Here is a 25797-nt window from a genome sequence, read left to right as displayed (position 1 = left end):
ATATACGCCCGCAGCACGGAAGGTAACCTTGTGGAATTGTTAAAACTGACATCATTTTACAGCCGTAGTGCTATAATAATGCCTGCGCGTTTCTATTGCATTTTTCGTACTTTAAAGCACTCAAGTTATTATTCCATGACAGCATCTAACAGAAGAAAATTCCTCGGCACTGCCGCTGCCCTGGTGGCAGGTACTGCCGCCGCCAAAGCCGGTGCCACCGCGCCCGCGCCGCAAAAGCCATTGATCCACCACGCCATTTTCTGGCTCAAGGACCCGCAGTCCGCCGCAGACCGCGACAAGCTGGTAGAAGGGGTTAAAACCCTGGCAAAGATCCCCACCGTACAAAGCCTGCACGTAGGCATCCTGGCCAGCACTGAAAAGCGCGATGTAGTGGATAACACCTGGTCTGTGTCTGAAGTGATGTTCTTCAAAGACCTGGAAGGCCAGGCCACTTACCAGACGCACCCTGTCCACCTGGCGTTTGTAAAAGCATACGGGCACCTGTGGGAAAAGGTAGTGGTGTATGATGCGATTACGGTATAACAACATTCCTGTAAGATATAAAACAGAAAGCCGCCTGCATGTAGCAAGCGGCTTTCTGTTTTATTTACGGTGTGAGGTTTCTTATTTCCCAATGCTGTTCAATTCCTTCATCACTGCTTCATCTAACACAATGGCTGCCGCCGCCAGGTTTTGTTCCAGGTGCTTTACACTGGAAGTGCCCGGGATGAGCAGGATATTGGGTGAATGGTGCAGGAGCCAGGAAAGCGCCACCTGGTGCGGGGTGGCGTTCAGTTGTTTGGCAATGGCTTCCAGCTTGCCCATGCTGGTGGCATTATTTGCATTGAGTGGGTTCCAGGGAATGAAAGCTTTACCGGTTTCTTCGCAGTACTTTAAAACGGATTCCCAGTCGCGGTTATCTACGCTGTATTTGTTTTGCACAGACACGATCTCCACGAAGGCTTCCGCCTTTTTGATCTGCGCCACGGATACCTCGGAGAGGCCAATATACTTGATGAGGCCATCCTGCTGGGCCCTGGCCAGGAACTCCATCATTTTTTCAAAAGGCACATTGGGGTCAATGCGGTGCAGCTGGTAAAGATCGATCCGGTCCAGTTTCAGGCGTTCCAGGCTGCCGGCCAGAGCGGATTGCAGGTGCTCCGGGCGGCCGTTCATCTGCCACTGGTTAGGGCCGGTGCGGTCAAAACCACCCTTGGTGGCAATAACAAGACCGGGTTTGTAAGGATGCAGGGCTTCTGCAATCAGTTCTTCCGATACATGGGGACCATAACTGTCTGCCGTATCTATAAAATCCACCCCCAGTTCCACGGCGCGCTGCAATACACGGATGGCTTCCGCGTGATCTTTGGGTGGCCCCCAGATCCCCTGCCCGGTAATGCGCATGGCGCCATATCCCATTCTTTGCACGGTCAGCGCTCCCCCGATGGTGAAAGTTTTTTGAAAACTTGTGCTGCTCATATTAAAAATTTAAAGGTGATTATGTACATTGTATGCCGGAAGGGCATCATATTTGGTGCCAGTAGGAAGTCAATTATAAGGAAGCGACCGCCGCCGGCAAGCGGCCCTCTCACCAGATCCACCACAGCACTGCGTTTGCGGCGTGGCACGGACAGGCGGCGGATGTTGTTGCTATCTAAGTTCATAGTGATCCCGCTACTCAAAACCATCGCGTATATGACAACTAAAAAAGGACTGGCCGTCATGCTGGCACTCGCAGGAGCCGTGGTGCTCTGCTCCTTCTCCCTGCGGCAGGACGATGAAAAGCCCAAGAACCTCAAGGTACTGTCTAAACACAGCACCAAAGAAGAGGTGGACAGTGTGATGCACAGCTTCAAACTGGCCCTGGGCGTTAAATGCGGCTACTGCCACGCACCCCAGAAAGACAATCCCAAGCGCCTGGATTTTGCCAGTGATGACAACCCGAAGAAGGACGTAGCGCGTGACATGATGCGCATGACCGCTACCATCAACAAGAAATTCTTCAAAGGCATGAGCGATTCCCTGGGCCATCCCATTAACGCGGTAAGCTGCGTCACCTGCCACAATGGCCACGACGAGCCAAAATCCGTTCCCGACGAGCCTACACAAGGTGGTCCTGGCGGCCCTGGCGGTCCCGGTGGCATGCATTGATCCTGTAAACGCATTCGCTGCAAAGCGGTATTTATAAAAAAGCATTTACGCCTGCGGGTGTAAATGCTTTTTTTATGGGTATCATCCTCCTTATTCTTCACGGTCTGCATCCAGGGCGTGGAGCAGGTCTGTGCCCTCCCCGGCCCGGGTTTGTTTGATCATTTTATAGACCAGGGTAAACGAGTGCCCGTCTTCATTGGGCCTGCGGGCGGAGAATACGTAGATCTGGCCGGCTTCTTCCACTTCCGTTTCCGGCATGGAAAACTGGTGCACAAATTCCATGGGCATGCCGTGGAAAAATGGCCAGTGTGGTTCATCCAGCCAGCGGGGTGGCTTGGTTACATGGCGGAATTGCCCATCCAGTGCGGCTTCCAGCCAATTACGCACTGCTACCGGCACGCCGCTTTGCACCCATTGCAGCGAGGGCGCAGGTAGCCCCGCCGCCTGGTAAGCGGATACAAGGCCCAGCGCAAATGCCGGTATGGTACTGGCTTTGCACTGGTGAATTGCCACCTCCAGCACCAGGTCACAGAAAAGCTGTTGTTGTTCTTCGGTCCATTCCATGCCATAAAAAACGTGCATTCCCCGGAAAAAACAAAGGCATTTAAGTGCGCGTCCCGGCTTACGGCGTCCATCATCATGGCGTGGAACAAACAAATGTATAGCCCCGTGGTGGCAGCCGGCATGGCTTAAGGCAAATGCATGGGCCACGATCAGCGTGGCCTAAAACAAACATTGGCCTGGGCAAACACCCAGGCCAATGCTATATCCGTTCCGCAAATGCGTATCACCACTCGCTGAAGTTGTTCTCTACAAATTCCTCGAACGAGGACGCCAGTACCTGTTTTTCTTCTGTGTCGTAGTCAAACAGTACCACTTTCCCTTCCGGGGTGATGGCCACCGGGTTACCGGCACCATCGTCTGCAAACACCATGCTTTCGTTGATCTCTGGGAACATCTCTGCATCGTTAAACAACCGGCGCCCGTTCAGGGTGAGGTCTATGATGGTTTCATTGCCCACGGAAGCACCGTTGTTGAAAGCATGGATGGCAATGCCTGCGTAAGCGCCGCCAAATCTTTCCACGAACGCCCGGTAATCCTTATCCAGCTTAATGTCCAGCTCCTGCTCTGCTTTTGCCAGCTGGGCCGCCGTGGCAGGCGTGCCTTTCAGCGTGGGATTCTTGTCCAGGAAGCTGCCTATCCTGTTTAATAATGCCTCGTTCATAGCGATAATATTTTTAGTGGCAGAATGCGATGCCCCTGTTGTTAAGTTCTGTGGCTGCCTGTGATTTCCAGTACTCCTGTTTCCATTTATTGAAGGCCGCCCTTTCATCTGCCGTAAGCCCGCCGCCTTTCTTTTTACCAAAGGGGTGCTGGCCAGGGTTTACATGTGGCTTGTCATGGTGCTTACCGGGCAATGCCACGATGGGGCCATTCGGGTTTTGTTTGTAGTGGTGCAGTACAATGGTATTGCCCTGCTTATCCACGCCAGACAAACCAAAGCCTTTTCCCTTCAGGGCATTATCATTGGCGTAGTACAAGGCTTTCAGCTGCTCATCGCTCATGTGGCTAATGTCTGTATAGCCACTCACCTGCATACTGAAGCCGTTGCTATCCGTGAAGGTGATGGGATTGGTGCTCAGGCCCAGTTCATCTATCCATGCATTGGAATCATGCACATATCCATATAACGCCACGCCACCCTGCAAACCAATGGGGTCCTGGCTGATGTAGTTGCCCCGCGCCGGATCGTAGTAGCGGAAGCGGTTATAGCACAAGCCGGTCTCCACATCTTCATACTGCCCCTGGAAGCGGAACGGGCAATCCGTTATACTCCCCTTCACTAAAGTACGGGCTTTGCCATAAATATCCAATTCGCAGGCCCATGCCTGGCGCCCGGTTTCGTCATACATTTCCACGGGGGTGCCCAGGTAATCCGTAACAATGGAATAGGCGCCGCTGGTGGTAAGTTTTGCGGCCGGCACAAAACTGCCGTCGTTGAACACCCAGGTGACCAGGTCTTCCACCGGCTCGGGGTGGCTCACCTGCAGGTCGCCCAAGGCGTCCAGGGTGATCACAGGGCGCTGCGCCGCGGCGTAGTGCCATTCCTGGATGGGCACATTCCCATCCCATAACCAACGGGTCACGGTGTCGCCATGCACTTTTTCCAGGCGGCGGCCGAGGGCATCGTAGGTGAAAGATACGGTAGTACCATCGGGGCGGGTCACTTCGCGCAGGGTACCGTTGGCATTCCAATCATATTTCCAGCTGGTGGCACCTCCGTCGTTCTTTTCCATAAGATTACCTTCCGCATCATAGTGGTAATGCCATCCCTGGTCCCAATCCAGCTGTCCACCGGCTTCATAGCGGCGGTCGTGGTGGTCGGGTTTATTGTAAACATTGCCCTGCACATCGGGGGATTTATATTGCCGCTGGCCATTTTCATATGTAGCCCAGGCCAGGTTGCCGAAGGCATCGTGGCCATAGGTTACAAAACCATTGGTCAGTTCATTGAACATGGTCACCAGGCGCTCATTGGCATCCCAATCATAGCGGCGCTTGCGGGCATCGCGGCTGCCACTGCGCACTACCTGGCGCAGCGGGTGGCCGGCATGGTCGTACTCCATGTGCACGGAAAGCCCACCGGGCAGCCACCGGTCTGTTTCCTGGCCCAGGGCATTATAACCCAGGCGCATACCCCAGCGCACGGCGCCCTGCGAGGCCTGCATATCCTGCAACTGGTTCAGCGGGGTGTAGCGCATCTGCAGGTCGGCGCCCAGGCTGCTTTTCAGGCTGGTGCGGGCGCCCTGCTTGTTGTACGCGGATTCCACCACGTAAGTTTGCCCGTTCAACTCGGTCTTCTCTTCCATCACGCGGCCCATGATGTCGTGCCGGAAGTATACGGAGGCCTCGCTATTGATCGCGGAGGTGAGTTGCCCGTTCTTGTTATATCCATACAGTTCCAGCCGGCCATCATGGTAAGTGGCGCGCACCATGCGGCCATTCCCATCGTGCTCATATTCGGTAAAGCGGTTGTCCGGCCGCATGATCTTCTTCACCCAGCCATTTGCGGCACGTTCATAGCGGCGGGAGCGCCCGTCAAAGCCTACTTCTTCCACGATTTCCCCACGGGCATTGCGCTCAAAGCGGTAACGCTCCCGGGCTTCGTTGGTGACCACTACCAGCTCTTCTTCCCCGTTATACTGGAACTGCAGGGAAGCGCCTTTTTCCGTGCGCCTGCGCAGGCTACCCAGCGGGGTGTAATCAAAGCTCACTTCATGCTGGCTGTCCCTTGCATGCACCACTTCTTCGTAAGCATTGTACTGGAGCCACACCACGTTGCCATCCGGCTGTTGTATGCGGGTGGGGCGGCCCAGGAGGTCGTATACGAAAGACTGCACACCGCCGGCGGCATTCACCCGGCGTATGCAGCGGCCCAGGGCATCATAATCCCAGCGGGTTTCATTGCCATCGGGCAGCACCACCTTCACCAGGTTGTGTTGCGCATCATACGCCAGCTGCGTTTTTTGCTGGCCTCTCTCCACTACGGACAGGCGTTGCCATTCATCGTACTGGTAGCTGGTAATGGCATTGTCCGCGCTGATCACCACATCCGGCAAGCCCGCGTCTGTATAGGTTTTCACGGTGCTGTAGCCGGTGGCATCGGTGTACATGGTGAGCCGGTCCTCCGCATCATAAAGGAATTGTTCTTCTGTTTTATCGGCGTATTGCACGCTGATGCAGTTGCCCCGCTCATCGTAGCGGTAGCCTTTCATATTGCCTTCCTCATCGATCACGCGGTACAGTTCTTCGTACTCCGTGTATTCCAGGAAACGGCTGTTACCAAAGGAGTCCGTTACCTGGGTACAGAGCAGGTCTTCATTGTAATGGAAAGTATCCACGCGGCCGCTGGGGCTGCGCAGTACATTGTAGCCATCGTGGTACGTGATCAGCCCTTCCAGCAGGCCGCCATCGCCCCAGGTGCGGGTGCAGCGGTGGCCATCGTATTCCCAGTAAAAAGACTGCCCGTTGCGGTCTGTTTTCTTCACCAGGTGATGACGCTCATATTCCAGGACGGTGGATTGTTGCAGTGCGTCCGTAATGCGGCAAAGATCCCCGGCATCGTTATAGGTGTAGGCCACCAGCTGTTGCTGGTCTGTAGCAATATCCACGATACGCCCTGCTTCATCTGTACGGACCGTGAGCACACGGCCGGCGCTGTCTATTATCCGGGACAGCATGCCGCTGGTGTATTCCGCGGTAATGGCAAAGCCTTGCTCGTTGCGCAGCGCCGCCAGCTGGTGGGATTTATTAAACACATACGTGAGCCGGCTGGCCTGGTCCTTTACTTCAAAATGGTCTGCGTAGCGATACAGCGTAAGACGTTCCACGCGGTTATAACTTTCTTCTCCCGGCAAAGGCATCATAAATCCAACGCCCCGTCCATCGGGCATGAGCATGGCCACTTCATCCACGTCCATGATCTTCAGCTGTGCATCAAAAAGGCAGGTAGTACCGTGGCCCAGCAGGCCCTTGTAGCCGCTATCGCTATGCCAGTGGCGCTCCCACTGCAGGGGCAGCATGCCGGGCAGTTCAAAGTCGGTGCCTACGTACAGCACATGGCCGGTTACCATATTCACCGGGTCCTTTGCACATTTTGATTTACTGGCTGCCTTATCCGCCGTGGCTTCCAACTCCTTGGCCGCTTTGCGGCCCAATACTTTATTCACGGCTTTGCCGCCCATCTTCATGAGGGCGCCAAAACCGTAGGAAGCAACCAGGTTAATGAGCAGGCCCATAAGGTCCGGCACATAAGGCCCGCCCAGGTTTACGGGAGGGCCGGTGGGCACGGGAATGCTGAAAGAGGTAGGTGCAAACAGCGATGGGATAGGCTTCCAGTTCTTACCGGGGTGCAGCGAGAGTGGGATGCCAATATCGTTGCACGTCATTTTGAGATAAGTGGTAGGACTGAGCAGGCGGCCCTCCGCGTGGGTATTATGACTGCCAAAGAAGTTGACAGATTCATGGGCGATGAAAGGTGTTTCCACAAACGGGCCGGTAAAGAGCGGGAAATGGCGCAGGAACACCAGCATACCGCTGGTATCGCTCACACCGCGTTTGCGCCCGTTCACCTGCACGGTGGCCCCGATGAAGGGAATGTAGTCCATGGGATCCAGCACCAGGCCTATGAAAGGATGGAGTGGATTAAACGGCGGCAACGTGTTAAAGTGAATGTCTATACCAAGGACAATGGTGAAGTGGTTGTTGGTTAAACTCATACGTCAAAACATTTTCCAGCGGTGAAGCGGCATAGCCACAAGGAGGTTATGTATGTATGGTTGCCACCGGCAATGGGATCAGGCATTTTCCAGCGGCATATTTTCCGGCGGTTTAATGGCGGTATATGCTTTCTTATGCTTTTTCACCTGCTCATGCCAGTCCGCCCCAAAGAGGCGGGTCATGCGTTCATTAGCTTCTGCCGCCTGTTCCTTGCGGCGTTGTTCCAGTGCCAGGTCGTAATAATCTTTGGCAAGTAAGAGGTATTCTGAAAGTTTGGCTTCTTCATCCGTGAGGCGCCAGCCCAGCTCATAGCCCTGCTGGGTGTACTTGCGGAATATGTCCATCTCTCCTTTTTCGTAAGCCAGGAATGCAATGGTTTTGCAAATGCTTACGCCGTAGAGCCAGATCTCCTGTTGCAGGGCTATGCCCAATTGCTTTTCCAGCCATTGCAGGGCTTCTTTCTTTTCGCGGGTCATATTGCAGTAGGCTGCCTTGTAGCCATAAGCCTGCATGAGCACTGCGGCATGCACGGCATCGCCCTGCTTGTAGAAGGGCTCCGTGATGCTCACTGCTTTATCCAGGAGCGTGTTAATGCGTTCCGATTCCTTGAACTGCATGAGGAAACCGGCGTACACCACATGGGCAGTGGCCCAGAGGCTTTTATTGCCGCTGCGCTGGGTGGCCTCCAGGGCCTTATCGCCCCACTGGCAAAGCAATCCTTTGTTATTAGCACGGGCGGCGCGGCCCATTTCAAAAAGGCATTTGCGCAATTGTACATCGGCATCGTTCGGGTTACCGGCGATGGCGATGGACTCCATGGCTGCTTCCACATCCAGGTCTGTAATATCAAGAGTGATGGCTTTATCGCGAAGGGTGTGGGCTACCGGTTTCAGTTCCGGCGCGTCCTGGTGGTCTACCACCATCAGGCCTACGGCCGGGGGTAGTATGTCCACCAGGCTTTGCAGCCATTTGCGAAACTCCGGGAAGCCGGACACGCTGTGCGGGATAAGCCCCAGCACCAGCGTTTGCTGCCTGCGGGCCAAGTGCTGGTGAAAATCCTTCAGCATGGATGCCAGGGTTTGCACGGTGGCATCTCCCTTTTCCACGCGCGCCAGCCAGGGCTCCGCGGCCCAGTGCTGACGCAGGGTGTTCTTTTCATCCTGCCACTCCTGCAACCATTGCTGCATAAGTTGTGGCGCATACTGTTCCGGTTCTTTAAAAGGCAGTACATGCACTACCAGCAACTCACCGGTACTGCCGTGAGCGGACGATTCCAGCCGGCAATAGCCATTGAGCAGGGAGGCCTGCTGCGGGCGGATCACCCAGCGGATCATGCGCCAGGCGGGTTGCAGCGCCACGGCTTTTTTCCAGCGGCGCTGCATGGTTTCCACCATACGGGCAATGGGATTATGTTCGTTACTCATGCTTAGCAGTTCAGGTTCAGGGTAGCGCCTTTAATGTCGGTGATGGTGTCACCTTTCATGGTCATGGTCTTGGCGTTCATTTCGTGCAGGGTGTCCGAAGTGGAGCTGATCTTCGTGGCCTTGGTTTCAATCAGCTTACAATCCGTGCCCAGCGCTATTTTCTGCTTGCCGTTCACGTCTATCAGCTTGTCGGAATGCAGTTGCACCTGCTCGGTGGTACCTTCTATGTTCACAAACTTTTTCCCCTTGATGGTGATGGAGCCGTCTTTGAGCATGGTGATGGAAGAATCGCCGGTGGTGAACACGATCTGGTCTGCTGCGGTGATGCTCACCTTGTTGCCGGATTTTTCAATCTTCACCTGGTTGGTGGCATCCGTTTGCAGCATCAGGAAGTGATCCTTATCATCAAATGTGAGGGTGCTGCCCTTGCGGGAGTTGAAGGCTTTGGTGCCGCTATTGGAGAAGCCGCCACTGTTGGCCGTTTTACCGCTAAACACGGAGCCCAGCACCATGGGACGGGCAATGTTGCCTTCCTCAAATGCGACCACTACCTGGTCTCCCTTTTCCGGCACCACGAAGAAGCCGCGGTTGCCGCCGGTTTCGCCACTGCCCGCGTTGGGGCTTACTACCCGCAGCCATTCGGTAGCGTCGTTACAATTGCATTCCCATTTGAACTGCACTTTAATGCGGCCTTGTTTATCGGGATCATCGTTCTCTATAACGGTGGCCAGCTGCATATCTGCAAAGGGCTTGTCGTATTCCTGGATGGGGATGCGTTCTGCATCGGCGGTGATGCCTTCAAAAGTATTGGTGTAATGGCCTACGCCATCCAGCTGGTGGTATACGGAGGTGACCAGGAATTTACCGAGCTGGCTGATGGAGAAGTCGGTATTATCGCGCACGCTCATGCTGATGTTCACGATCCTGCCCAGGCCCACCGCGGGGTTATCACCGCTACCCATGATCTGCAGCAGGTCTGCGGAGTTGGCCTTGTCTTCGTTGTCTACAAAAGTGTCTATTTCCTGTTTGTTGTCGATGCGCACGGCCAGGGGCTGGCTGTAGGTGCGGCCATACAGGTCGTTGGATGCGCTTACGGCGTGGGCCAGGTCTGCGGGGCCTTTGGGATTGCCTTTGGCTTCTGCTTCAAAGATCTGGTCTGATTTGGGATGGTAGGCAAAGCGTTTGCCTTTGAGCGGCGCCACGCGCATGGAGTACTGGATACTGTGCACATCGCGACCGTATGTAAGGGCCACTTCTTCCTGTTTGTCCGGCTTGCCGAAGTTGAGGTTTTGCCCATCGTAGAAAAACCATTCGTGGTATTCCGCGGAGAGGCGGTTGAGGAATTCAAAATCGCTTTCGCGGTATTGTATGATGTAGTCCACCGGTGATTTGCGGGTGGGGTTCAGTTGCATCTTCAGGTCGTTGGAAGGCGCGTCCTCCGTGGCTTTGCGGATAATGCCAGCAAGGTCTTTGGCGAGGTAAGAGCCCAGGTCCGGCCCGCGGTCAATGAGTACGGTGGGGCTGTAACCGCTTACGATCACGGTGCCGTGGAAGCCGTGACTTTGGGAAAGCTCTACTTTGGTCACCTTGCCGGTAAACTGTTGTTGCTGGCCGTTGCCGTTGTCAAATTGTATAGTGAGGCTTTTTCCAATGAAGTTCCTGGATTTTTCCAGGGAGATCATGCCCGGAACGCCTTGCTGGTCGTTGTTGAAGCGCAGTTCAAAGTAATGGTGCGCATTGAAGCGTTGCTCCAGGGTGAACGAGGAAAAATGAAGGATGGGGGCTCCTTCGATGTTGATATTTACATTCAGTTTTCCGTCCATGATGCTTTATGTTTTATGATGTACTGTTTTTTTTGATATGGTTTTAAATGCCAGTGGGTTACTTGTCATCTGCTGTTTTTGCGGGCCAGCGTGAATAGAAGCTTACTGCTTTGTAGGTTCCATTCACTTTGCCGAATACAAACCCGAAGAACAGTTCCTTTTGCGGATCCCTTTGCTGCGCAAACTGGGAATAAGCTTCGTACATTGGCGATCCTTTATCCGTGAGCCGTTGCATGGTGGCGTAGTAATCATTACTGGCCACATTTTCCAGTTCCGTTACCTCTTCACTTTTCATCCGGGGCAGCAGGCGTTTTACATCATCAGAAAAAATGGCGTTGTAATACTGGTGAAATTCACTGCTGTCCACCCGGGCGCCTACTTTATCCACGGCTTTGTCCTGGTAGTCTTCCGAGGTCCATTGCGGCGCGGTCTGGAAAGGGAATTGGAGCATGCTTTTCAGTGCTGCTTCATCATTGCGGCGTACCGCTTGTTGGAACTTTTCAAAGAAGCTATCAAACTGTTTTTCATTGGCGCTTGCCGCAGCGGTGTCTTTGGGCACCGTGTCATTTGCGGCGTGTTGCACCAGTTTACCGGCCACGCTGTCTGCTTTTGCCAGGGCACTGGTATCGGCCAGCCCTGTGCTATCTGTAGGATTTCCCTTATGGCTTTCCTGCCCGCAGGCGGCCAGTAGCAACGTGGCGAATATTAATAACCATTTTATGTTCATGCATCGTTTTATGCTCGTCATGACCTGGGAATATAGATGATGCCCCGGTCTTCCAGGCGTTTGAGGATCACCGCGGCACCTACTTGTTTTGACACCAGTTCGGGGTCGAACTTGCCGTCTGCCGCGTATTTACCTTTCGTGTACTGGTTAGAGTAGCTCCAGAGATAGGGCGAGTTCATGCTACGGTTTTTGTAGCCTGCACCGTTGTATGCTTCTATGCGGTGCAGCATGGCGCCCAGGCTCCAGTTCTGCACTTTGTCCAGGTGTTCCAGTTTGAGTGCGTCCACCGCGCTTTCCTCCCAGGTGAAGGGAGGTCCATGGCCTACTTTGGGCCTGCCTGCGGGTACGTGGGTGGTGTAGCCGGTGAGCAGGTCCCCGTTATGTAAGTGTTTTTTAAAGCTGCTGCCGCATTCCATATAATGGGTAACCGCTACAAAGTACCAGGGAATGCCACGGGCGGTGCTGAACTGGAAGCCGAATGAACCATACAGGCTGCCCAGCCCGGGTGTAGTATTGAAACTGTTTGAAAACAGGTTTCCCCCAAGGCCGGTTGCGGCATTGAGGTCTTGCCCTACACCGGATGCTGTGTCCCCTGTAGCCGGCTGGTTACGTCCGAGCGCAAGGGCGCCTTGTATGCCCAGGTTACCGGCGGTGCCCAGGTCTGGCCCGGATACGGAGGGCACCTGCATATTGCGCAGCAGGCCAGGCATTTGGTTAGCGCTGCTGATGTCTCTGAGGGATGGAATGCCCTGGTAGGTAGCGCCGGGGAGCGGGGAATTGCCAAAAAGCCCCTGCCCGCCGAGGCCGGGGATATCCAGCAGGGAATTGGAGATACCCACGCCGCTGGCTTGTGCCACTACGGTTTCGTAGCGGGTGCGGTTGGGTGTAATATGATCATCAATCACTTTATCCACTTCTGCGATCTTTTCTTTTTTGATCACGCAGTCGTCAAATAATTTGATGTATTCAAGGTCCGTGGGCCAGGGGGGCAGCACTTTCTTCGCCTTTTTTTTGGCGGGGGCTTTTGTGCCGGGGGCTTTGGTCGCGGAGGTCACTTTTTTCTTCTTATGTCCCATGTCCCGAAAAGATTTTAAGTCGGCAATAAATGAAGTATGTTTCCACTAAAACTTTGCCGGAAATTTGCCGTAGTAACTAAGTATTTTATATTCGTTGTCAACTTTTCCAAACACAAATCCAAAATAACTACCGGCAAGTCCGGTATTGGTATATGTCCATTGTGCATATAGCTCAAACATTGGTGTTCCCTTATCTGTGATACGGTGTAATATGCGGTAATAACCTTCTCCATCCACCCCTTCCAGCTCACTCAGATCATCACTGTTAACCATACGAAACTGCTTACGCAATTCCGGGTAAAAGATGTTAGGATAATACTTATGAAATTCATCCTGTTGTATCAGGTCTTCTGCTGTATCAACCCTTTCATATTCAAGTCCGGTCAGCGTGCGAACGCTGGCCGTTTGTAATGGAAAATGAATTAGTGTTGTTAACTCCCGTTCATTATTCCGCCTCACTGCCCTTACAAACTTTGTAAAGAACTTATCAAACAATGCACGGTTCAGGTCTGAATCTGCAGATAACCCAGTATCTGGTGGCTGGTTCACCGCATTGGAATCCTTCTTCAGGCTATGCTTAACAATAGTATCCGCACCACGCCGTTCTGCCACACTGTTTCCTTTCCTGCCACCACAACTCAACAAGACTGCACCGATGAAGCCTGCTAATATCAGGGCCAACGTCTGTTTCCCGCCACGAAGCCGGCCGCCTCTTTGCGGGCGGAGGCGGAGACCTTTGCAAGCTGTATTTGTACAAAAAAAGCTTACCATCTTGGGATATAAATAAGATCTCGTTCTTCCATTCTTTTCAGTACCACGCCGGCACCTGCCTGGGCAGAACCTGCATTGGGATCGAACTTATGATCCGCAACAAACTTTCCTTTCACAAAAAAATTGGAGTAACTCCACAAATAAGGTGTATAACGATGGCTAAGCCTGTAGGCTGCACCATTATAATTTTCAATGACACGTAACACATTTGGCAAATTCCAGTGAGGCACCTTATCAAAATGCCGCACGGCCACCAAAGCATCAACTGCGCTTTCTTCCCAGCCAAATGGTGGAGCGTGGCCCACCCATGGATGACCAGGCGGAAAATGCTTGGTAAATCCAGTCAATGGGTCTCCATTATGAAGGTGCACGTTAAAGTTGCATCCACCTTCCATATTGTGGATTACGGCAACAACATACCAGGGTATCATCCGGCCTGTATGCGCGGTAAGCCGGAACGAACCAACGTCCTGTCCTTCATCTATATGAAACGGCTTATGCGTCGTTTGCAATTGGGTAAACAGTACAAACCGCAACGGTTCATCTGCCACGTTTCTTAACAAGTCAGGAACATAGAACCGTCCCTGTCCTGTCGGCTGTCGATTTAGATTACCAGGTGCCAGGATACGGAAAGGGTTGGCGTCACTGATGCTTATATGCGAACTTGCGCCAAGTGCCACCTTCTCATACCGTCCCCTGCTGGGCAATATTTTCCGGTCTATAATCCTGTCAACTTCAACAAGATGCTCTTTTGCTATCACACAGTTGTTGAAAAGCGAGATATATTCAGCATCTGAAGGCCATTCTATCTTGGGTGGCTTACTATCACCCTGTTTTTCCCGCGTTGGTGACTTTACCAAGCGCTTTTTAACTTTACCCATATATCAAAGCAGACAATGAATGAAATAATATGTTCATTCATAAATCGATCAGATACCAGGTTCAAAAAAGCAATGGTGTTAACACCGCGTTTAAAAACATAATAGGTGTGTTGCCCCTGGACAACACACCCGTGTTATAGACTGTTGCTAATCAATAACTATTTCGGCCAGTCGTTCACATGCTCCGCGTTGCCCAGTTTCAGGCTGCGGGCAGAAATAACGAAACTCAGCGTCATCGGGTTCTTGCCCACGATGTTGATGCCTTCGTTATACTGGATGATGTAGCTGTCTGAGAAAGTCAGTTCCTTCATCTTCGCATCCTCTTCAGATTTCTTGAAGGTGATCTTACCGCTGAAAGGTTTGAACTGGCTGTTCACCATGGACTCAATCACGGAAGTATCTTCGGTAGATTCCACTTCTACGTGGATCGTACCACCGTACACACCGGAAGAGGGACGGCCTTTGGCGTCCACATCGCGGTTCAGGGAAAAGCTGGCTTGCAGCACATCGTATTCTTTTGATCCGAGGGTAATTCTAGCTTTGAATGCCATGTCGAGAAAATTTAACTTTTTTAAAATGTTTTTTAATAATCGGTAACGTGTACTTCCACCGTACTCACGCCTACTTTCCGCAGCACAGACTCCAGTTCAAATCCTGCATCGCGTGCAGCAAAGGAGAGCGCATTGGTAGCCCCAAAGATGGGCTGGCGAGACAGCACCAGGTAGCCCTTGTCTTCCGGCAGGGCCCCGGTACTATTGAGCTGGAACTGCTGGTTGGCCTGCAGTTGCTCACTGTACAGCACCAGGCGGTTGCCTTCCCCCGGAATATGTTGCCAGTCCAGCTTATAAATGCCGGCGGGCAAACGGTTACCGGATAAATGGAAAGGGCCTGCGTGGCCTCCCGGTTCCAGGGTGTAACCCGTTACATCGTTGTGACCTTCCGCGCCACTGAGTTTAAACACGCCATATGTATAGCGGCTGTTCTCTGCTGTGCGGCTGATCGTCAACACAGGTACTGCTGCGGGTGCAGCAAAAATGGATGCTGGCATACACCTTCATGATGTGGGTAAAGCTAAAGCAATCAACCTTACGCAAAAGCTGAAGGGATAACAACCCGGTTAAAATAAACGAAAGAGAAATTACTGTGCCTGGCCCGGCCAGTCATTTACGTGCTCGGCTGCACCGAGTTTGAGCTTGCGCGCGGAGATGGTAAAACGCAGCTTCATGGGATCCGATCCAACAATGTTGAGCCCTTCGGTATACTTCACAATGTAAGCATCCTCGAAGTTCAGCTCCTTCATCTTGGCATCTTCTTCTGATTTTTTGATCAAAACCTTACCAGTCATGGGCTTGAACTGGTTATTCACCATCGCTTCAATAATGGAGGTGTCTTCGGTAGACTCCACTTCCACGTCGATGGTGCCGCCGTAAACCCCGGATGCCGGGCGGCCTTTGTGGTCAACATCCCTGTTCAGGGCATAATTGCAGCTGAGTACATCGTACTCCTTGCCTGCCATTGTTAATCTTGCTTTGAAAGCCATGTGATTAAAATTTATAAGGGTAACGAAATAACAAAGGGGAAATATGGTTTGCAACGGTGTATTGTGCGTTCGGTTCCGCCGGGTGATGCGATACAATTTCTGCTCCGTGAAGCAATGCGCTAAAATAGGTATTTTCTGATAAATAGTCAGGACTGCTTTGTTAATTTTTGGGTTATTAACATATACATCGAAATATTATTCAAAAATAATCACATGAATTTTTCTCCCAATGAATAAAGCTTCTCCCGCCACTTCTTTGCATATTCATTCATGGGTGAATGTACAAAACCAATCGTGCACGTTCTCACTGGATTGATCCTGCAACGCTCCAGCACTGTGCGTTTGATGGAGTGATACGTGGGCAGCTTGGTCTCCTGCCAGATCTTCCAGCTTTCTTCATCCAGCACAGACACAATGCGTGCTGTTTTGCCGCTGTACATCATGGCCGGCACCGGGGTTTTCGCAGACGCTACCTGGCCGGGGGCAAACAGGCGGTCAAAAAAACCTGACAACCGCGAGGGGATGGAGTCCTTATTCACCGTGCAAAACAGCACCAGGTGATTGGCCCACAAAATCTTTTCCAGCGCGGCCTGCAGATCCGGCTCCAGGGGGGATATAGTATTATTGAACTGCTTGTTGGAGTTGAACTTGAGGTCCATGATATGAATCTCCTTCACGATAGCCCCACCCCGCTCCGCACCTTCCTGGTAGGCGGCGGCAAACTGGTAACAGATCGAGTTTCTATCGGCATCACCGTGGAGTATTAACAGATTCTTCATGTTAAGACAAATATAACATTCAGAACCAGTATTTTAAAATCACTCCACGCCCCTATTGCCCACGCTCAACTTCCGTTTTTCAAAAACGGAACGCCGCCTGTCACAGCGCCCCGTTTCTTCATAAACCCATTATTTTTGTGCTTCGTATTCTGTAGCCCACGTAGTATGCTCGTCCTCCCCTTTGTAACCATCCAGCTTCACAACAAAGCTCTTGGCCGGGAAGTAAGGCGTAATGTGGATATCCAGGTGGATACGGTCTTTCTGGATCTCGTCCCTTTCAAAACGCATGATCTTGAAACGCTCTATCAGCCGGTCCGGTCCCTGGATGCTGTCCAGGAATTTTACGATCTGGGAGCGCAGGTCGTGTTCCGTTTTGGAATTCCAGTTCTCAAAGGCGCGGCGGTTCAGGAAGTCGAACAGCACCTTGGTAATGTAGTCGAACACGCGCACCACGGAATAGGTCTGGAGGCCAATGTTATCACCGGTGAACAGTGTCTTCGCGGAGAAGGCCATCACCTTGCCATATTCATTCACCATAGGCACCAGGCCCAGTTTTTCCAGTTGGGAGATCTCGCTTTTCTTCAGGTCAAAGCGCACACCGTCTGCCTCGTTGATGGCCCCGTGTTTTTTACCGGCGGTCACCTGCGACATCAGGGTGTAGTACATCTTACCCGCCAAAGATGCGGAGGGCGGCACGTGCAGGTCGTCTTCTTCGCCTGCTTCCGCCACTTTGCCGCGGCCCACCAGCCAGTTGGTGGTCATGATCACGTTCGATTTGAACGCATCGCCACCGGTCAGGTTAGCAGAAGTAAAGAGGTCTATCACATCGTCCGGCTGGTCCAGGTTTGCGAAGTCGGTTACCAGCATCACTTTATTATTATGTGCAATTTTGGACCAGCGCTCTATCACCTTGTTGGAACCCATGTAGCCGGGTATTACCAGCAAAGAGTAGTTATCGCGCAGGTCCAGCCTGTCATAGTTCTGCTTGAGTTCTTCTGCCACGTATTCAATAAAGCGGGGATTGTCCAGGTCTGTTACCTGGTCCATGCTGGCATTAAGGATCACCAGGTTGGTCAGCTTATCGCTTTCGGTGTTCTTGTAGAATTGGTGCACGGTGCGGTAGGCGGTCTCCAGGTCGCGGGTGGCTTCCAGGGTGCGGCCTATATTCTTTTTCAGCAGCGCATCCGCCGTATCTGCCTTTTGCTGGCACACTTCCTTCAGTTCACTTACATCGCCTTGCTGCGCCAGGAGGTCCTGCCAGAGCTGGATCTTTTTCAGCAGGGCTTTGCGTTCATACACTTTATCCTGGTCGGTGAGGAATATTTTCTTGCGGGCCTTGCGGTCGGGGTTGAGGTTCTGCACCCCGTCTATGATGGCTTCCAGGAAATCAAAGCCGCCTACTTTCACCAGCTTCTGCAGGCTGTCTTCCAGCGTGGCGGGCGCCTGGGGCGTGGCGTGCTGCAATGCGGACTGCTGCTGGTTTTCCTGTACGTTTTCTTTGGCTACTGACATAGCGTAGATTTTAAATGCGCGGGCGGTGCCCGGGCACGGATTAAAGGTAGTTTCCGGTTATAACAGGATCTGCGGGGATCGGGTACCGGACATGGTTACGGGTCTTAAAAATTCGTATAGCCGGGCCTGTTAGCCATTCTGCTGCAGTTCCCGGGCAAGGTTTTCCAACGCTGCGGCAAAAGCCTGGCGGGTCTCCGGGTTTTCCAGGGTAGCCTTCAGCGTTTTATTGGTCTTCAACTGGCGGATGATGTTCAGGTACATCTCACTTTCCACGTTCAGATCGCGCAGGTTATTGCTCTGCTGGATCATGCTCTTCACGCTGAAATCTCCCAGGTTATTGAAGTGCAAGGTTTCGTTGGACTCAGATCCATCCTCATTTTCAAAGGAAACATCCACCTGCGGTTTAAAGTGACGGAACACGTCTTCCACCGTTTTCAGGCCTTCCACGGTTTCCGGTTTGATGGGTTCAGTTTGGGTGAGTTGCTGCACAAACAAGGTCTTGTTCGGCGATATGTCAACAAACGCTTCTGACGTATCTATTTTACGTTCATTGCCTCCGATTTCGTAATTAAACATATCGTAATTTTTTGTTTTGGATGATCAACAAAGATTAGCACTCCTATAAAAATAGCAAATTTCCTTGCTTATCCCCCAAATGTGTTATTAATTTTTTTTATTAATGAATGGCCCATTCCAGGCTGTCTGAGTTTTCTTTGATCCCCACGGTGATGGTCTGCCCCGCATGCACATCGCCTGCGATGATATAGCGGGAAATGGGCCGCCGGAGCTGGTTACGGATGACACCGGTAATTTGCCGTGCACCATACCGTGGTGTAAACCCGCTAAGTGCCAATTGTCTCCGTGCCGCATCTGTGATCTCCAGCGTGATGTGCTGTTTCTCTAATGCATCCAGCAGGCTCTTAAGCTGGATGTTGAAGATCTTCACCACGTTATCTTCCGTAATGGGCCCAAACGGCACGATCTCCGACAGGCGCGCCAGGAACTCGGGCCGGAAGTGGCGGGTCATCAGTTCCAGGAGCTGCGTGGGCTGCGGCATCTGCCCGTTATTGAACTGTTCGGTGATCCACTCGCTGCCGATGTTGGAAGTAAATAAGATGAGTGCATTGGAAAAATCGCCTTCCTTGCCCAGGCGGTCGTGGATAATACCTTCATCCATGATCTGCAGGAAAATATCAAACACGGAAGGATGCGCTTTTTCAATTTCATCAAAGAGCAGCACTGCATACGGTTGCTGGCGGATCTTATTCACCAGCAGGCCGCCCTCTTCATACCCCACGTAACCGGGCGGTGCACCATACAGCAGGGCGGCGGAATGTTCTTCCTTGAACTCGCTCATATCAAAGCGGATCATAGCTTTTTCATCATTGAACAAGAACTCCGCAATGCTTTTGGCCAGTTCCGTTTTGCCGGTACCGGTAGGCCCCAGTAAAAAGAAGGAGCCAATGGGTTGTCCTTTTTTACCCAGGCCGCTGCGCGATTCCAGGATGGCGGCTGCCAATGCTTTCAAGGCATGGTCCTGCCCCACTACGCGCTGTTTCAGGTGGTCTTCCATATGCATCAGCTTTTCCTTTTCGGCAGTTTGGATCTTGCCAATGGGAATGCCGGTCTTGAAAGAGATCACCGCGGCAATATCCGCTTTGCTGGTCTCTGCTGTTTTTTGGGCAGCAAGACCCGTCAATTTCTTTAATGTTTCATCCAGATAGGTGTACCATGCTTCCCCATCCGCCAGGTCATCCGGTGCTGCCGTATCCAGGCGTCCCAGCAGCACAGGGCTCAGTTTGCGCTGCATGCTGTTGTGCAGCCATTGCAGGGCGGCCTTGTCCCCCTTGTCCGCGGTGGCCAACTGTTGTTGTAATTGCTCCAGCTCCTGGGCGGATGTATCGTTCATCATCTTGATGGCCGCCATGGTGCGGTCCAGCAGGTCAAAGGCGGCATCCGGCAGGCGGCGGTCTTTCATGTAACGGCGGGCCAGGCGCACGCATTCTGCCACGGCGCCCGGTTGTACTTTCAGCGCATGGTGCTGTTCATAACGTTCCAGCTGGCATTCCAGCATTTTAGTAGCGGTATCCAGGTCTGGCTCTCCCACCTGCACAATTTCAAAGCGGCGGGAAAATGCTTTTTCCGGTTCAATGAGCTTGCGGTATTCTTCAATGGTGGTAGCCCCTATCACCGTGATCTCGCCACGGGCCAGTTCAGGTTTCAGGAGATTACCCGCCCCGCTGCCAATGGAGCCCTTGGCGTCCAGCAGGCTATGGATTTCATCAATGAAGAGGATCACCTTTCCCCCCTGCTTGATCTCCGCAATGATATTTTTCAAGCGGTCTTCGATTTCTCCCTTGTAAGAAGCGCCGGCAATGAGGCTGCCGGTGTCCAGCTCCATGATCACGGCATCTTTCAGGATGGCGGGCACTTCGCCGGCCACGATCTGTTGCGCCAGGCCATCCACCAGTGCAGTTTTGCCCACGCCGGCATCGCCGGTAATGATCACATTGGGTTTGGAGCGGCGGCACAGGATCTCCATCACCATGCGCAACTCCTGGTCGCGGCCAATGATGGGATCTGTTTTCAGGTTGCGCGCATCCGCGGTGCGGTCTATGCAATATTTGGCCAGCGCACCACCGCTTTTGGCGCCGCCGTTGCCGGTGGCCATTACATGGCCGTTATTGGGCACCGCTGCCTGTTTCACCGCGCTGTCATCCAGGTACATGCTGATCAGTTCCCGTTCCTTGATGGGAAAGGATTTCATTTGCTCCGCCGGGAAGCCCACATTGGGTTTGGCCAGGGCGGTGAGCACACATACGGGGGTAATGAGATCCACGCCCATTTTCAGGCGTACATCATCTGCCGTCTCCAGCACTTCACTGATCTCCGGCGTGCCATTGATCTCGCTGTTTTCTCCCCGCACATTGGGGTATTCATCCATGCGCACTTCGGCCCATTCTGCCAGGTATTCGGGGTCTTTATCTATGGCGCGGAGAAAATCGCGCAGGCCCGTTTCCCGGTGCAGCAGCCCTGCCAGCAGGTGTGGCGGCCCGTAGCTGCCATGGTGCCGCTCGCGGGCCAGGGACTGGGCCACGTGCAGGGCGTGCTTTACCGATTCATTGAGATTGATCATAATTTTTGATTGTAGCGGGTGTTAGGTCTTAAATCTCAGGTCCCAGGTCTTAGGTAACTAGCGTGGCTTACATAAGACATAAGACTTAGGACTTAAGACCTAGGACCCGGGACCAAAACTAATACGCACTATTCATCGTTTCCCGTGCAGGCAACACTACGTCGCCGGCTACACGGTTTTCATTAACACCTATCTTTTCCGGCTTGCTGTTAAAGCGCCATTCATCCTGGAGGATATAGAAATAAGGCAGGCCGTTGGAAATAAAATAATCACCGGTTTGCAGTTGTACTTTCAGCACCTGGTTGCAATGGCGCAGGCCATTTACCAGGCTTTCAAAGTCGCGGGTGGACATGCCGTTCTTGATATCCTTTACGGTAAAGCGCTGCAATGTGTCCAGCCGGAAAGGCATGCCGGTGGCACGTTCCAGGTAGGCCGTAAGTTTCATTGCCTTGATGGCCGCCTTACTGGTACGGTCTTTCCATTGCAGGCGGCCGTACTGCAGGTAGGTCTGGAACAATTGTTTGCGGAAATTGCTGCGGTCTGCTTCCAGGTTATCGCCGGCCAGGCGGGAAAGCAGGTCAGATACCTGTAGCATTTCGTCGTGGCTCAGGATCAGCGCATATTCCAGCGGGGACCCCATGCCTACCATGCCGGGAGTTACCGTGGCATCAAAATAATATTTGAAGGCGTTATGCGGCAGCAGCTCACCCAGGTTACCGGGCAGGTTTGCGTTATGCTCTTTCATGGCGCCCATCACGGGGCGGGTAATATTTTCCTTGAGGCGGCCAGAGGTCATAAACACGCTGTCCAGCGAAGTGATGATCTGCCGGTTATCGTTGTACACCTCATTGAGAAAGCGTTTCAGGGCCGACATCATTTCCCGGTTGGTCTTCACCGCACCGCGGCCGGGGAATACGATGGCACCGGGAATGAGGCTGCCATCGGGATAATTGAGGTAGTACGATACGGAGTCCGTATATGCCGTATTGAATTGCTGGGTGGTAGCCAGGCCTTCGCCTTTTACCATGCGCAGTTTCTTGGCATCGGCCTGTTGCTGTGCGGCGCGTTCCAGCAGGGTTTTGGATTCCAGCACAAAATTATCGAACGATGGATCTGATTTATTGTACACCTGGAACACCAGCAGGCGGGCGTCTGTTTCTACCAGGCCACGCACCAGCCCTTCTTCCGGGGGGCGGGTGTTGCTACCGGGATTGCCGGTACTGCCGGCCACGATCACGATATTGGTCTGCATGGGATATTTCTTCAGCATCTCAATAGCTGCCTGCACCCCTTCGTAGTAAGGCTGGTCACTGATGGTGGCCGCGCATTGCTGGGTAATGGCCGCCTGCTTGTTAATAAAATCCACCACTTTGCTGTAAGTGCCATTGGGCTCAAAACTGTTGATGCCCTTGCCCTGGTAGCAGCCATTGGGGCCGCGGTAAACTACTGCGCCAAACTGGTACTCGCAGTTGGCAAAATTCTTAGCGCCAAAAACATCCGCAAAGTTCTGGATGGTATTGGTAATGCCGGGCAGGTAGTTCTTCATACTGCTGCCCCCATCCACTACAAACACTACGTTCACCCGGTTGCCAAAGCGGCGCAGGTGCAGGTAGTTGTTATAATCAATGCGGGAGCCTTTGATGTTGATCACCGTGTTGCCGGATTTATCAAAGACGTTTGTGGCCACGGCTGAGTGGAAAGGCTGGTCCAGTGATTTGCCATAGTCCTGCAACACGGGGATGGTGCGGAACACGGGATTGCCGGGGGCCAGCAACGGGTCCGTTTCAAAATGGCCGCCATAGGGCGCCACAGCGGTAAGGTGCTTATTGAATAACTGTGCAGCGATGGAATCTTCCGCAAAGCCGCCCCCCTTGGGCATGCCTATGTACAGGCGGCTGCCCCACAGGTGCACTACATCGGCAGACACCCAGCCAATGATGGCCTGGCGGGCGCTATCCGCCGTGAGCATGCTGGCGTGGCCCACGAGGGCCTTTTTATGGTCTTCGGAAAATTTATAGATGTAAACGAGATCCTGGAGCTTAAGCTTTTCTTTGAGCGGTGTTTGCAGCTCGGGGGAATTGAACACAATGATGGAATCGTGGCTGAAGAAGAACTTGGGCTGCTCTATCGGGGCTTCTGCATTGATGATGGCAAGCGCTTTCAGCGGAAAATGCGTGCGGTCGTCGGTGAGGGCCTTTTGCCACATGAGTACCTTGTTGCGCGGTATCCAGCCATAGCTAACGGCCTTGCGTTTATCTACGATCTTCACACCTTTGAGCACGGAAGGATCGTAGCTCATGAGGCGGAGGTAACCTTCTTTGGTATCGCTTACCAGGAAGGGCTGCATGAAGGGCAGCTTCTTGAACACGAGTGAACCACCGGGGGTGGTGGTGCTATAGTTGTCTTCCCGGTCGGAGAATACCACCCAGGCGGTGGTCTCCGTTTTCTTGGACGGGTCGCGGGTATCGGCGGTGGGATAGCGGAAATTGGCGGGACTATGGATGATGCGTTTGCCTGGGCTGAACTGCGCCCGGGCCTGCATGCATAACAGTAAACTGACAACAAATAAGAAACGGCTCATTGCTCTGTTGCGATTTAAAAAGCGATCAAATTGAAATTCTTTTTTGTGCTCCTCCCGTGAGGTTGTGCCGCCGGGAGAGAGAACTGCTAGTGCTGCGTAAGGCGGTGTTGCTGTACGTTCACCAGGTTTACGCATTGGGAATTGGGCACTACGCTCAGGGACACTTCATCGATGATGATCCCCTTGCTGAAGGTGAGCCCTATGCAATACGAATAAAAATCACTGCTCTTTTGCCCGGTCTCGTCCTGGGCTTCTGTTTTGGTGCGCTCGCCATTGCAGAGATACTTACGCACCAGGTAGTAGTAGTTGCCACGGAAATCGCGCCCATCGGCAATGTTCTGCAGCTTCACTTTGAAATCGTCCTTGAGCGCCTGGGCGCCGGCGCCGGGGGCTACCAGGTTGGCCAGGGGATCGTCCGGTTCCGTAATGGTGAGCAGGAAATACACGGGCAGGGCGCTGCGTTCTGTGCGCAGGGCTACGCGGTATTTGCCAGGTGTGTTGTAAGTATAAAACGCGGTACGGCCTTTCACATCCACGCGGCCGGTCTCGCCAAAAGACCATTCAAAATTCTGCGCATCCCCTTCTGCTTCCAGGCGCAATTGTTCACGCGTGGTGCCGGAAGTAGGGCCGGTAATACGGATGCTGTCCATCACGGGAGTGGCCACGGTATCTTTTACCACTACGGCAAACTGCTGCTGCAATTTGTCATCCACGGTAAGGCGCACCAGGTAGGTGCCGGCCTTCTTAAAACGGTAAAACCCATTCTGGGCATTGGAAAGCGCGCCATCACCAAACTCCCACATCCATTTACCAGCGCCCGGTGTATTGTCTGTATAAACAAGGTTTTCATTGAGAAAGATCTCATCTTTCAGCAGGTGGGCATTCAGGGTTCTGCTGGAGAAAAACAGTTTCATCAGCAGGAAAAACACCGCCAGCACCAGCACAGCAAGCAATACGTAGATATACACGCGATTGCGGCTGCCGTTCTGTATGGCATTCTTTTGAGTGGTTCCTTCCATATTTACATCATCGGTGTTAAAAACAGTACAGTCTTGTTACGACTGCGGGTTGCGGCCATTATTCAGCAGGGCGCCCTGTATGTTGCGCATGGATAAGCGGCAGCGGTCCAGGTCTGCGTTGAGTTTTTCGATATTACGGTTGTTGCCGCGTAGTTCTTTCTTATCGTAGAATAATGTTTCGAGCAGCTGCGCTTCTTCCAGGAATGCCTTGTAGCGTACATCATAGGAGCGGCGCTGGTAGGCCGCTTTAATGCTGGCAATGGAATTGAGGATATCGGATTCCAGGAAAAGGGCCTGTACATTGGGATCGAAGTCCATGATCTTTTTATAGGTGGTATCCACGGCCGGTTTCATCTCGGCCACCACGGCTTCAAACTGTTTCTCCTCCTTCACTTTCTGTGCCAGTTTTTCTTTCATTGCGGCAGTTTTCAGGTCGCTGCTATCAAACAATAACCAGGAAAGCAAACCGGTGGTGAAGATGGCCAGGATGCAGAGGAAAATAAATTGTTCCTGTCTTTCTTTAATACTCAGATGAGCCATACAGGGGGTCTTAATTTCATCAGTGTAAGCGGTTTAGGTCATTGATGGCCTTTTGCGAAGTACGGCTGCAGGCATCCAGTTGCTCCCGTAAAGACGCGCTCTGGTAGCGGGTTTGGGAAAGGGAGTCTTTAATGCTGGCCAGTATGATCACATTGCGGGTCATCTTTTCGTAGAACTCCTGGCTGGCCGTAGGCGCCAGGTTGGGGTCTGCCCTGCGCTCGTCCAGCAGGCCACGCACTTTGTTGTTGTCGGCCTGGATACCGTTGATGAGCAGGGCCTGGTTACTCAGCTCCTGGGCATCGGCATTTACATACTGCGTAAGGGCATTGAATTTTACCAGTGCATCATCGAAATGATGGGTCACCTCTTCGCGGTAATAGCCCATTTTTTCGTACTGGCGTGATTGCTGTGTGAGCAGGTTCATCTCGTGTCGCCCGGTAGTGAAGAAGCAGGCTACACAGATCAGCACAAACAGGATCAACGAAACGAAGTGAAGCACGAACTTGAGATAAGCCCGGTTCAGCTCGTGCATATTAATCGGTTTCATGTCTAATGCT

23 protein-coding genes are annotated in these 25797 nt (G+C 52.7%); 2 read left to right on the top strand and 21 right to left on the bottom strand.

Annotated elements, in window-relative coordinates:
- The first annotated feature begins 135 nt into the window (after positions 1 to 135).
- A complete protein-coding gene (locus DCC81_RS14180) occupies positions 136 to 543 on the top strand; it encodes a Dabb family protein (protein ID WP_108687272.1) in 408 nt (135 codons plus the stop codon).
- A gap of 81 nt (positions 544 to 624) precedes the next feature.
- Here DCC81_RS14180 and DCC81_RS14175 read toward each other — a convergent pair whose 3' ends face one another.
- Positions 625 to 1479 (bottom strand): aldo/keto reductase, encoded by an 855-nt coding sequence (locus DCC81_RS14175; RefSeq protein ID WP_108687271.1) that lies wholly within the window; start codon positions 1477 to 1479, stop codon positions 625 to 627.
- Positions 1480 to 1695: 216 nt separating this feature from the next.
- Here DCC81_RS14175 and DCC81_RS14165 point away from each other — a divergent pair, with 216 nt between their 5' ends.
- A complete protein-coding gene (locus DCC81_RS14165) occupies positions 1696 to 2151 on the top strand; it encodes a c-type cytochrome (protein ID WP_108687269.1) in 456 nt (151 codons plus the stop codon).
- A 90-nt stretch (positions 2152 to 2241) separates the two neighbouring features.
- Here the strand turns inward: DCC81_RS14165 and DCC81_RS14160 are convergent, their stop codons facing one another.
- The 20 genes from DCC81_RS14160 to DCC81_RS14065 form a co-directional block, all read right to left on the bottom strand.
- On the bottom strand, positions 2242 to 2733 hold the full coding sequence (locus DCC81_RS14160) for a hypothetical protein (RefSeq protein ID WP_108687268.1): 492 nt from the start codon (positions 2731 to 2733) through the stop codon (positions 2242 to 2244).
- 205 nt (positions 2734 to 2938) lie between these two features.
- Entirely contained in the window at positions 2939 to 3376 is a 438-nt protein-coding gene (locus DCC81_RS14155) for an SMI1/KNR4 family protein (protein WP_165806580.1), read from the bottom strand.
- Positions 3377 to 3389: 13 nt separating this feature from the next.
- Positions 3390 to 7430 carry an RHS repeat-associated core domain-containing protein gene (locus DCC81_RS14150; RefSeq protein ID WP_108687266.1) on the bottom strand — a complete coding sequence of 1347 codons (4041 nt, stop codon included), beginning with the start codon at positions 7428 to 7430 and terminating at the stop codon, positions 3390 to 3392.
- A gap of 78 nt (positions 7431 to 7508) precedes the next feature.
- Positions 7509 to 8855 carry a hypothetical protein gene (locus tag DCC81_RS14145; RefSeq protein WP_108687265.1) on the bottom strand — a complete coding sequence of 449 codons (1347 nt, stop codon included), beginning with the start codon at positions 8853 to 8855 and terminating at the stop codon, positions 7509 to 7511.
- Between the two features lie 2 nt (positions 8856 to 8857).
- Positions 8858 to 10678, bottom strand: a complete 1821-nt coding sequence (locus DCC81_RS14140; protein ID WP_108687264.1) for a type VI secretion system Vgr family protein — start codon at positions 10676 to 10678, stop codon at positions 8858 to 8860.
- Between the two features lie 58 nt (positions 10679 to 10736).
- Positions 10737 to 11405 (bottom strand): hypothetical protein, encoded by a 669-nt coding sequence (locus DCC81_RS14135; RefSeq protein ID WP_133177670.1) that lies wholly within the window; start codon positions 11403 to 11405, stop codon positions 10737 to 10739.
- A gap of 17 nt (positions 11406 to 11422) precedes the next feature.
- Positions 11423 to 12481 (bottom strand): hypothetical protein, encoded by a 1059-nt coding sequence (locus DCC81_RS14130; RefSeq protein ID WP_108687262.1) that lies wholly within the window; start codon positions 12479 to 12481, stop codon positions 11423 to 11425.
- A 45-nt stretch (positions 12482 to 12526) separates the two neighbouring features.
- Positions 12527 to 13162, bottom strand: a complete 636-nt coding sequence (locus tag DCC81_RS14125) for a hypothetical protein (protein ID WP_133177669.1) — start codon at positions 13160 to 13162, stop codon at positions 12527 to 12529.
- 83 nt (positions 13163 to 13245) lie between these two features.
- Positions 13246 to 14133: a hypothetical protein gene (locus DCC81_RS14120; RefSeq protein ID WP_108687260.1), complete on the bottom strand. Its 888-nt coding sequence runs from the start codon at positions 14131 to 14133 to the stop codon at positions 13246 to 13248.
- A 158-nt stretch (positions 14134 to 14291) separates the two neighbouring features.
- Positions 14292 to 14684, bottom strand: coding sequence for a type VI secretion system tube protein TssD (gene tssD, locus DCC81_RS14115; RefSeq protein ID WP_108687259.1), 393 nt, complete (start codon positions 14682 to 14684; stop codon positions 14292 to 14294).
- A gap of 32 nt (positions 14685 to 14716) precedes the next feature.
- The gene (locus DCC81_RS14110; protein WP_108687258.1) at positions 14717 to 15181 is read right to left on the bottom strand and encodes a hypothetical protein; all 465 of its coding nucleotides are present in this window, start codon (positions 15179 to 15181) and stop codon (positions 14717 to 14719) included.
- A 90-nt stretch (positions 15182 to 15271) separates the two neighbouring features.
- Entirely contained in the window at positions 15272 to 15673 is a 402-nt protein-coding gene (tssD, locus tag DCC81_RS14105) for a type VI secretion system tube protein TssD (RefSeq protein ID WP_108687257.1), read from the bottom strand.
- A 209-nt stretch (positions 15674 to 15882) separates the two neighbouring features.
- Positions 15883 to 16452: an NAD(P)H-dependent oxidoreductase gene (locus DCC81_RS14100; protein ID WP_108687256.1), complete on the bottom strand. Its 570-nt coding sequence runs from the start codon at positions 16450 to 16452 to the stop codon at positions 15883 to 15885.
- Positions 16453 to 16581: 129 nt separating this feature from the next.
- A complete protein-coding gene (locus tag DCC81_RS14095; protein WP_165806579.1) occupies positions 16582 to 17964 on the bottom strand; it encodes a DUF5458 family protein in 1383 nt (460 codons plus the stop codon).
- Positions 17965 to 18093: 129 nt separating this feature from the next.
- Entirely contained in the window at positions 18094 to 18540 is a 447-nt protein-coding gene (locus DCC81_RS14090; RefSeq protein WP_108687255.1) for a type VI secretion system contractile sheath small subunit, read from the bottom strand.
- A 100-nt stretch (positions 18541 to 18640) separates the two neighbouring features.
- Positions 18641 to 21100 (bottom strand): ATP-dependent Clp protease ATP-binding subunit, encoded by a 2460-nt coding sequence (locus DCC81_RS14085; RefSeq protein WP_108687254.1) that lies wholly within the window; start codon positions 21098 to 21100, stop codon positions 18641 to 18643.
- A gap of 118 nt (positions 21101 to 21218) precedes the next feature.
- A complete protein-coding gene (tssR, locus tag DCC81_RS14080) occupies positions 21219 to 23681 on the bottom strand; it encodes a type VI secretion system protein TssR domain-containing protein (RefSeq protein WP_133177668.1) in 2463 nt (820 codons plus the stop codon).
- A gap of 86 nt (positions 23682 to 23767) precedes the next feature.
- Entirely contained in the window at positions 23768 to 24700 is a 933-nt protein-coding gene (locus DCC81_RS14075; protein ID WP_108687252.1) for a PKD domain-containing protein, read from the bottom strand.
- A gap of 36 nt (positions 24701 to 24736) precedes the next feature.
- Positions 24737 to 25240, bottom strand: a complete 504-nt coding sequence (locus DCC81_RS14070; RefSeq protein ID WP_165806578.1) for a type VI secretion system transmembrane protein TssO — start codon at positions 25238 to 25240, stop codon at positions 24737 to 24739.
- A gap of 19 nt (positions 25241 to 25259) precedes the next feature.
- Entirely contained in the window at positions 25260 to 25787 is a 528-nt protein-coding gene (locus DCC81_RS14065) for a hypothetical protein (protein ID WP_133177667.1), read from the bottom strand.
- Positions 25788 to 25797: the final 10 nt, after the last annotated feature.

The organism is Chitinophaga parva (assembly GCF_003071345.1).
Taxonomy (GTDB): domain Bacteria; phylum Bacteroidota; class Bacteroidia; order Chitinophagales; family Chitinophagaceae; genus Chitinophaga; species Chitinophaga parva.
Note: the sequence above shows the minus strand (reverse complement) of the source record. Positions and strands in the feature narration are given on the sequence as shown.

Coding starts and splice junctions, on each gene's coding strand:
- DCC81_RS14135 (WP_133177670.1), bottom strand. CDS start 11,405: ATGAACATAAAATGGTTATTAATATTCGCCACGTTGCTACTGGCCGCC.
- DCC81_RS14140 (WP_108687264.1), bottom strand. CDS start 10,678: ATGGACGGAAAACTGAATGTAAATATCAACATCGAAGGAGCCCCCATC.
- DCC81_RS14070 (WP_165806578.1), bottom strand. CDS start 25,240: ATGGCTCATCTGAGTATTAAAGAAAGACAGGAACAATTTATTTTCCTC.
- DCC81_RS14065 (WP_133177667.1), bottom strand. CDS start 25,787: ATGAAACCGATTAATATGCACGAGCTGAACCGGGCTTATCTCAAGTTC.
- DCC81_RS14110 (WP_108687258.1), bottom strand. CDS start 15,181: ATGCCAGCATCCATTTTTGCTGCACCCGCAGCAGTACCTGTGTTGACG.
- tssD (WP_108687259.1), bottom strand. CDS start 14,684: ATGGCATTCAAAGCTAGAATTACCCTCGGATCAAAAGAATACGATGTG.
- DCC81_RS14120 (WP_108687260.1), bottom strand. CDS start 14,133: ATGGGTAAAGTTAAAAAGCGCTTGGTAAAGTCACCAACGCGGGAAAAA.
- tssR (WP_133177668.1), bottom strand. CDS start 23,681: ATGAGCCGTTTCTTATTTGTTGTCAGTTTACTGTTATGCATGCAGGCC.
- DCC81_RS14130 (WP_108687262.1), bottom strand. CDS start 12,481: ATGGGACATAAGAAGAAAAAAGTGACCTCCGCGACCAAAGCCCCCGGC.
- DCC81_RS14175 (WP_108687271.1), bottom strand. CDS start 1,479: ATGAGCAGCACAAGTTTTCAAAAAACTTTCACCATCGGGGGAGCGCTG.
- DCC81_RS14090 (WP_108687255.1), bottom strand. CDS start 18,540: ATGTTTAATTACGAAATCGGAGGCAATGAACGTAAAATAGATACGTCA.
- DCC81_RS14145 (WP_108687265.1), bottom strand. CDS start 8,855: ATGAGTAACGAACATAATCCCATTGCCCGTATGGTGGAAACCATGCAG.
- DCC81_RS14085 (WP_108687254.1), bottom strand. CDS start 21,100: ATGATCAATCTCAATGAATCGGTAAAGCACGCCCTGCACGTGGCCCAG.
- DCC81_RS14155 (WP_165806580.1), bottom strand. CDS start 3,376: ATGAACGAGGCATTATTAAACAGGATAGGCAGCTTCCTGGACAAGAAT.
- DCC81_RS14160 (WP_108687268.1), bottom strand. CDS start 2,733: ATGCACGTTTTTTATGGCATGGAATGGACCGAAGAACAACAACAGCTT.
- tssD (WP_108687257.1), bottom strand. CDS start 15,673: ATGGCTTTCAAAGCAAGATTAACAATGGCAGGCAAGGAGTACGATGTA.
- DCC81_RS14150 (WP_108687266.1), bottom strand. CDS start 7,430: ATGAGTTTAACCAACAACCACTTCACCATTGTCCTTGGTATAGACATT.
- DCC81_RS14095 (WP_165806579.1), bottom strand. CDS start 17,964: ATGTCAGTAGCCAAAGAAAACGTACAGGAAAACCAGCAGCAGTCCGCA.
- DCC81_RS14165 (WP_108687269.1), top strand. CDS start 1,696: ATGACAACTAAAAAAGGACTGGCCGTCATGCTGGCACTCGCAGGAGCC.
- DCC81_RS14100 (WP_108687256.1), bottom strand. CDS start 16,452: ATGAAGAATCTGTTAATACTCCACGGTGATGCCGATAGAAACTCGATC.
- DCC81_RS14075 (WP_108687252.1), bottom strand. CDS start 24,700: ATGGAAGGAACCACTCAAAAGAATGCCATACAGAACGGCAGCCGCAAT.
- DCC81_RS14180 (WP_108687272.1), top strand. CDS start 136: ATGACAGCATCTAACAGAAGAAAATTCCTCGGCACTGCCGCTGCCCTG.